Annotated in this window: 6 protein-coding genes; 3 read left to right on the top strand and 3 right to left on the bottom strand. The window is 41.9% G+C overall.

The features are described from left to right. Positions 1-156 precede the first annotated feature (156 nt). Positions 157-921, bottom strand: coding sequence for a metallophosphoesterase (locus ACFPOH_RS14145; RefSeq protein ID WP_342468767.1), 765 nt, complete (start codon positions 919-921; stop codon positions 157-159). A 261-nt stretch (positions 922-1,182) separates the two neighbouring features. Here ACFPOH_RS14145 and ACFPOH_RS14140 point away from each other — a divergent pair, with 261 nt between their 5' ends. From ACFPOH_RS14140 to ACFPOH_RS14130, 3 genes are all read left to right on the top strand, one after another. Then, positions 1,183-1,662 (top strand): hypothetical protein, encoded by a 480-nt coding sequence (locus tag ACFPOH_RS14140; RefSeq protein ID WP_390310301.1) that lies wholly within the window; start codon positions 1,183-1,185, stop codon positions 1,660-1,662. Between the two features lie 94 nt (positions 1,663-1,756). Continuing rightward, entirely contained in the window at positions 1,757-3,514 is a 1,758-nt protein-coding gene (locus tag ACFPOH_RS14135) for a B12-binding domain-containing radical SAM protein (RefSeq protein WP_342468765.1), read from the top strand. Between the two features lie 111 nt (positions 3,515-3,625). Then, a complete protein-coding gene (locus tag ACFPOH_RS14130) occupies positions 3,626-3,781 on the top strand; it encodes a hypothetical protein (RefSeq protein ID WP_390310299.1) in 156 nt (51 codons plus the stop codon). Positions 3,782-4,440: 659 nt separating this feature from the next. On the opposite strand, the gene ACFPOH_RS14125 is transcribed toward ACFPOH_RS14130, so the two are convergent. Next, positions 4,441-5,667 carry a multidrug effflux MFS transporter gene (locus ACFPOH_RS14125; protein ID WP_342581719.1) on the bottom strand — a complete coding sequence of 409 codons (1,227 nt, stop codon included), beginning with the start codon at positions 5,665-5,667 and terminating at the stop codon, positions 4,441-4,443. 50 nt (positions 5,668-5,717) lie between these two features. After that, positions 5,718-6,398 carry a DUF554 domain-containing protein gene (locus tag ACFPOH_RS14120; RefSeq protein WP_342468763.1) on the bottom strand — a complete coding sequence of 227 codons (681 nt, stop codon included), beginning with the start codon at positions 6,396-6,398 and terminating at the stop codon, positions 5,718-5,720. Positions 6,399-6,650: the final 252 nt, after the last annotated feature.

Raw genomic sequence — 6,650 nt, 5'->3', positions numbered from 1 at the left:
GTAGATACTTAAATTTTATCAGAAGATGTCCTTATTTTTATTGAAAAAATGAAGAACAGCCCATGAAATTTCATTCCAACATTTCATGGGCTGTTTCCATTTTAGAGGAGGGTTTTGTCCCAGCCTCGTTCCATTCCACTTTTTGAAAATTCCCTGTTACAATGTAAAATGGCTTGTGGTAATTCCCTTTCCGTTGGCGGAATACACTTCGATTTCTGAGGAATTTCTTTGGAAACGAACCCCATGGATGTTTCCATCTTTATAAATCTCTCCGCCACCATCAATGCCGATTTTTTTTCGGCAAGGGGAAATCCAAACTTTGCTTGAGCCGTCTTCATTTAAAAAGATTGTGGGTGTATGGCCAAAGACGACGATTTCTTTCGCCTGGTGGGGCACTTTCGTAAATTCTTCCCGGATCCAGAGAAATTCATCCGAACCCGTTTCCAAAAAATCATCGACACCGGCATTGATCCCCGCATGGACAAAAACATATGGTCTCCAATAATAGTACAAACGAAGGTTTTTAAGAAACTCGATTTCATCCGCAAAATTCGTTTTTAAGATTTCCACCATTTGTTCAACGCTCAAATCTTCCATTGATGGTTGGTGTGGCATGGCAGAGAAGAAGCTTTCGATGGTGCTTGCCCCGCCAACTTTTTGGTCAAAATAAAATTCCGACATCACTTTCGGCTTTTTCAACCAATTCAAAAAAATCTGTTCATGATTCCCGCTTAACGTAATCACTTTGTATTCTTTCGACAGCTCGATCACTTTCCGCAATACTTGCAAACTGTCTTTCCCACGGTCAATATAGTCCCCTAAGAAAATTAGCAATTCTTCATTGGGATTCCAATAATCCAATACTTTGTCAAGCAATTGATAACTTCCATGTATATCTCCAATGGCAAATACTTTATCCATCTATACACCTCTTTATTCCATTCAAGAGAAGGTGAACCTTTTCTGAAATCTTTCTCACAATTTACATTTTATTCAATTATACTACAGAATTGCGGGAAATTTTCATGGTTTTTCAGACAATTTAAGAACGCATTATCACGATAATCTCTAAAAAAACGATTCATTGGATGAATCAACCGTCATGTATAAATGGGAACAGAGATTTTCATACTAACATTTGATCTATTTTCAACCAATTCATGATGATTAAAGGTGACATTTATGAAAAACTTGCATCGATTTTATTTGTTGTTTCTTGTTTTCATTCTTTTTGCCTGCGGTGTCCCTTCACAATCGAACCTGGGGAAAAACGAAAGGGATGAGGACAAAGAAAGAGAAATCCGTCAGCTGGTGGCCGACAATGAACATGTAAAAATAACGGTATTAAATATGAAGAAAAATAAAAATCAATCAAAGACAACGGTCACCATCACTTTTGATATACTGAATAAACGCAAAGATGCAATCATCATCTCCGCTCAAAGATTATCGGTGGATGAACGCATGGTAGATGAAACCATCTATGAAATGCATCAGGAAATCTCCCCCCAAAAAGCCGCAAATGCAAGATTAATCATACAGCAAGCCGATGAGATTGAATTTCCCGAATTCAAAAACGATCTGGAAATGGAAATACACATCTCTTCTACGGAAGATCCATCCTATTTTGAAAAGCATCCTGTCAAAATTATTTTTTCGTGACTTTTTATTCTTAGGAGAACGTCCGCGATTTATGTGTATAATAGATGTGATAGATTGAAGTGTGTTGATTAATCGTTTTAAAGGAGTTCGACTGATGAATATTTTACTGACAACATTGAACGCCAAATACATTCATACGAACTTGGCCATCCGCTATTTGAAAGCATATGCCCGGCCGGAGTTTGATCCGGAGATTGTCGAGTTTACGATAAAGGAACCGGCGTTGAATATTGTGACCGAGTTGTATCAACGGAAACCGGATTTGGTCGGTTTCAGCTGCTATATTTGGAACATTGAAGAAACGATCAAAGTCATTCAAATGCTGCGCGCCGTGAGCCCCAAAACAAAAATTGTGTTGGGCGGTCCGGAAGTGTCCTATGACGTGCATTATTGGCTGCGCCGGTTGGATGGGCTTGTCGATTTCATCATCATGGGCGAAGGGGAATATTCCTTCAAACAACTGCTTCGTTATGTTCATGAAGAAATTCCTTTGGAGGAAGTGCCCGGCATTGCCTATTTGAAAGATGGCAAGATGAACATCCATCCACAGCCCCCAAAAATCGATCTGCGGGAATTGCCGAGCCCCTTCCGTTTTGAAGAAGACCGGGATTCTATTTCAAAGCGGATCCAGTATATTGAAACGAGCCGCGGCTGTCCGTTTTCTTGCCAATTTTGCTTATCATCCATTGAAATCGGTGTCCGTTATTTTGACCGGGAAAAAATCAAAGAGGACATCCGTTATTTGATGGCGAACGGGGCAAAAACCATCAAATTCGTAGACCGCACGTTCAATATCAGCCGCCGCTATGCGATGGACATGTTCCAATTTTTGATCGACGAACATGTACCTGGCGTGGTGTTCCAATTTGAAATCACGGCAGACATCATGCGGCCGGAAGTCATTCAATTTTTAAACGACCATGCACCGGCGGGATTGTTCCGTTTTGAAATCGGGGTTCAATCAACGAACGATTTAACGAATGAGCTGGTAAAACGGAAGCAAAACTTCGAAAAACTGAAAAGAACGGTCACAATGGTGAAGGAAGGAGGAAAAATCGACCAGCATTTGGATTTGATTGCCGGCCTTCCGGAAGAGGACTACGAAAGTTTCCGCAAAACATTCAACGATGTGTTCGAGATGCGTCCCGAAGAATTGCAGCTGGGCTTCCTGAAATTATTGAGGGGCACGGGATTGCGAATTGAATCGGAAAAATTCGGGTATACATACGTGGATATTGCACCTTATGAAATTTTATCGAACAACGTGTTGAGCTTTGATGACATCATCCGCATCAAGCAAGCGGAAGACGTGCTGGAAAAATATTGGAACGCCCATCGCATGGACGGCACGGTTGAATATTTAGTAACGGAAGTTTTCGAAACACCTTTCGACTTCTTCCAAAATTTCGGTACGTTCTGGGAAGAAAAAGGCTGGTCCAGAATTGGCCATCAATTGGAAGATTTGTTTACAAGATTGGATGAATTTTTGCGCACTTTGCCAAATGTGAACTTAGGGATTGTCCACAGTTTAATGAAGCTGGACTTCTTATCAAAACAGCAGTTCCATCCCCGGAAACTTTGGTGGGATGAGCGGATTCCAAAAGAGGAATTAAAGGCCATCAATAAAAAGTTGATTGAAACACCGGAAATCGCAGGGGAAGAATTCGTTCAAATGAAAGTGAATGAAAAGGAACTGGTGAAACATTCCCTCATCGTTCCATTCAACCTTGACTACGAAGCGTATCAAATTGGAAAGATTGTTGAAAGCGACACGTATTTGTTTGTCTTCTTCAGACAAGGAAACTCCCCATATTTTGCAACGTTTCCTAAAAGCGTCATCGTAACGGAATAAATTTTTAGCACAAACCGGGGCAAGGTTTGTGCTTTTTTGATTATTATGGGGTGGATCGTATTCCAATGGATAGAGCAAAGTTCGCATTTAGTGGGTATGTAGACTTATTTGATGTGGATGTTTTCCCTATTTGGTGCGTATACTTCCACATTTGGTGCACTTGGCCACCCATTTAGTGCGTATACCCCCGCATTTGGTGCACTTGGCCACCCATTTAGTGCGTATACCCCCGCATTTGGTGCACTTGGCCACTCATTTAGTGCGTAAACTTCCCCATTTGGTGCACTTAGCCTCTCATTTAGTGCGTATACTTCCCCATTTGGTGCACTTGGCCACTCATTTAGTGCGTATACCCCCGCATTTGGTGCACTTGGCCACTCATTTAGTGCGTATACTTCTCCATTTGGTGCACTTGGCCACTCATTTAGTGCGTATACCCCCGCATTTGGTGCACTTGGCCACTCATTTAGTGCGTATACTTCCCCATTTGGTGCACTTGGCCACTCATTTAGTGCGTATACCCCCGCATTTGGTGCACTTAGCCACTCATTTAGTGCGTATACTTCCCCATTTGGTGCACTTGGCCACTCATTTAGTGCGTATACTTCCCCATTTGGTGCACTTGGCCACCCATTTAGTGCGTATACCCCCGCATTTGGTGCACTTGGCCACTCATTTAGTGCGTATACCCCCGCATTTGGTGCACTTAGCCACTCATTTAGTGCGTAAACTTCCCCATTTGGTGCACTTGGCCACTCATTTAGTGCGTATACTTCCCCATTTGGTGCACTTAGCCACTCATTTAGTGCGTATACTTCCCCATTTGGTGCACTTGGCCACTCATTTAGTGCGTATACCCCCGCATTTGGTGCACTTGGCCACTCATTTAGTGCAAATCACCCCATATTGCTGCGGATGCCACTTCCCTATTTATCAGTTACCACTTGATTCTTCCTGATCAGGAAAAGATAAGAAAGAATGGCGAAAACACTTCCAATCATCATTACAATCCCCATCGATACAGATGGATCATTTCCCAATCCTGTCAGAGGCGCAAAGGATCCCGCAATCACGTATTGCAATACTCCCAGCAAAGCGGAAGCACTTCCGGCCACTTTCCCCTGATTTTGCAAAGCCAATGATTGTCCGGATGTATTGACCATTCCCATGCTGGCAATCGCCAAAAATAATGGCGGCAAAATGAAATAAATCTTTGCCTTCAATAGAAGCAGCACCAATAAAACAGCCGTTCCGACAAAGGACAGTCCGATTCCGGTAACCAACAACTTCTTTTCGCTCACAATCCCCACTAACCGCCCGGTCAATTGGCTGCACAGAACAATGCCAATGCCATTCACGGCAAAAATCAAACTATAAAGCTGCGCGGAAAGTCCATACATCTCTTGGAATACAAAGGAAGAACCCGAAATATACGCAAACATCATGGTAAACAAAAAGGCGATCACTAATGCATATCCGATAAAGCTGCGGTCCAGAAACAATTTTTTGAAGGTGATGAACGTTTCTTTAATGCTTCCCTTGCTCCGCATACGAACATCCAATGATTCCGGCAAATAAAACAGAACAATGAAGAACATGACCAACCCGACAACCGCCAAGAATAGAAATACCCCTTTCCAAGGAGCGAAAAGCAATATAATGCCCCCAAGCACCGGAGCCAATACCGGAGCAGCACCTTGCACCAAAGCCAGCATAGCAAAAACCTTCGTCAATTTTTTTCCGGAAAAAACATCCCTCAAAATGGCGCGGGACAGCACAATACCGCTTGCACCAGATACTCCCTGCAAAAATCTCAAAACAATAAATAGTTCAATGGTTGGAGCAAAAATACACAACAATGAACACACAGCATAAACCAAAAGCCCAAACAACAACGGTTTCCGCCGTCCCTTTGCATCACTGATCGGGCCCACCATCAATTGGCCCAATACAAGTCCGAATAAGAAAAAAGTTAAACTCAACTGCACAATTGATTGGCTTGTATGAAGTTCTTTTGCAATATGCGGGAGTGCCGGTAAATACATATCTATGGACAACGGAGCAAAAGCCCCCAATGCCCCCAAAATGGCCGCAAGCTTCATCGGCTTTCTATTCATTCGTTCATGCATTTGTTCTTGCAAACGGTCATCCATACCTGATCCTCCTGAACTGGTCATATCTTTCCTCTTTTTTACTCCAACTTTCATTTAAACACCGCCAGAATGAGAAACCAAAGCACCGGTACAAATAGCGCCGGTAGCATGTTCAACGACTTGCTGTCCTTGATTCCCAAAATCGACAATCCTGAACTTAAGATCAATATGCCGCCCACAATGGAAACTTCCGTCATCAATTCATTTGTCAAAAAAGGAGCGATATAGGTTGCGCTTAGATAAATAGCCCCCTGCCAGCAAAACAATACTACCGCTGCAAACGCGATGCCGATGCCGTAAGTGGCAGCCAATGCCATTGATGTCACCAAATCCAGGGTTGCATTGGTAAATAAATATGTATGATTTTGATGAAGCGCGCTTTCCACAGGCCCTAATATCGATAAAGTGCCAATACAAAACAGCAAAATTGCCGTAGATAATCCCTTGCTTAAATCCGTTTTTGAAAAACGATCAACGACTTTTTTGAATTTCCCGTCAAAATCGATGATTGTTCCCACCAACCCGCCGATCGATAAACTCACGATAAATAATACCGGGTATTCACTATTGGGCATATTTTGAACAATGGCATTTACGCCCAATGCTGTAGCCGCAAATCCCATTGCGGTAAATAACGCCGTTTGGTATTCCTCTTTAATCCCCTTTTTCAATATGCTGCCTACCAAGCTGCCCACCAGAATACAAACGGTATTAACGATTGTGCCAATCATGTTTTACACTCCTATCAACTATTCAAGCTTCAAACAACATTATTTCTTAAAAAAAATATACAAATTTTGTAATAATAAAGAATTTTAACACAACTCTACAAAAATCACATTTGATTTTTATACTAAAAGAATTCCAACATCGGCCTTCATTGAATAAATCCTCCAAATAGTCTCACCATTCCAAAACCAATTACCTAATTTATACAAAATTCCAAAAAAATATTTACTGAAAAAAGAAATTGTGTTAACTTA

Origin of the sequence: Ureibacillus suwonensis (genome assembly GCF_042655065.1) — a bacterium.
Classification (GTDB): Bacteria; Bacillota; Bacilli; order Bacillales_A; family Planococcaceae; genus Ureibacillus; species Ureibacillus suwonensis.
This window is presented reverse-complemented; position numbering and strand designations above follow the sequence as displayed.

Excerpts from the sequence above, each read along its gene's own strand:
- ACFPOH_RS14145 (WP_342468767.1), bottom strand. The coding sequence starts at position 921 with ATGGATAAAGTATTTGCCATTGGAGATATACATGGAAGTTATCAATTG.
- ACFPOH_RS14140 (WP_390310301.1), top strand. The coding sequence starts at position 1,183 with ATGAAAAACTTGCATCGATTTTATTTGTTGTTTCTTGTTTTCATTCTT.
- ACFPOH_RS14135 (WP_342468765.1), top strand. The coding sequence starts at position 1,757 with ATGAATATTTTACTGACAACATTGAACGCCAAATACATTCATACGAAC.
- ACFPOH_RS14130 (WP_390310299.1), top strand. The coding sequence starts at position 3,626 with ATGTGGATGTTTTCCCTATTTGGTGCGTATACTTCCACATTTGGTGCA.
- ACFPOH_RS14125 (WP_342581719.1), bottom strand. The coding sequence starts at position 5,667 with ATGGATGACCGTTTGCAAGAACAAATGCATGAACGAATGAATAGAAAG.
- ACFPOH_RS14120 (WP_342468763.1), bottom strand. The coding sequence starts at position 6,398 with ATGATTGGCACAATCGTTAATACCGTTTGTATTCTGGTGGGCAGCTTG.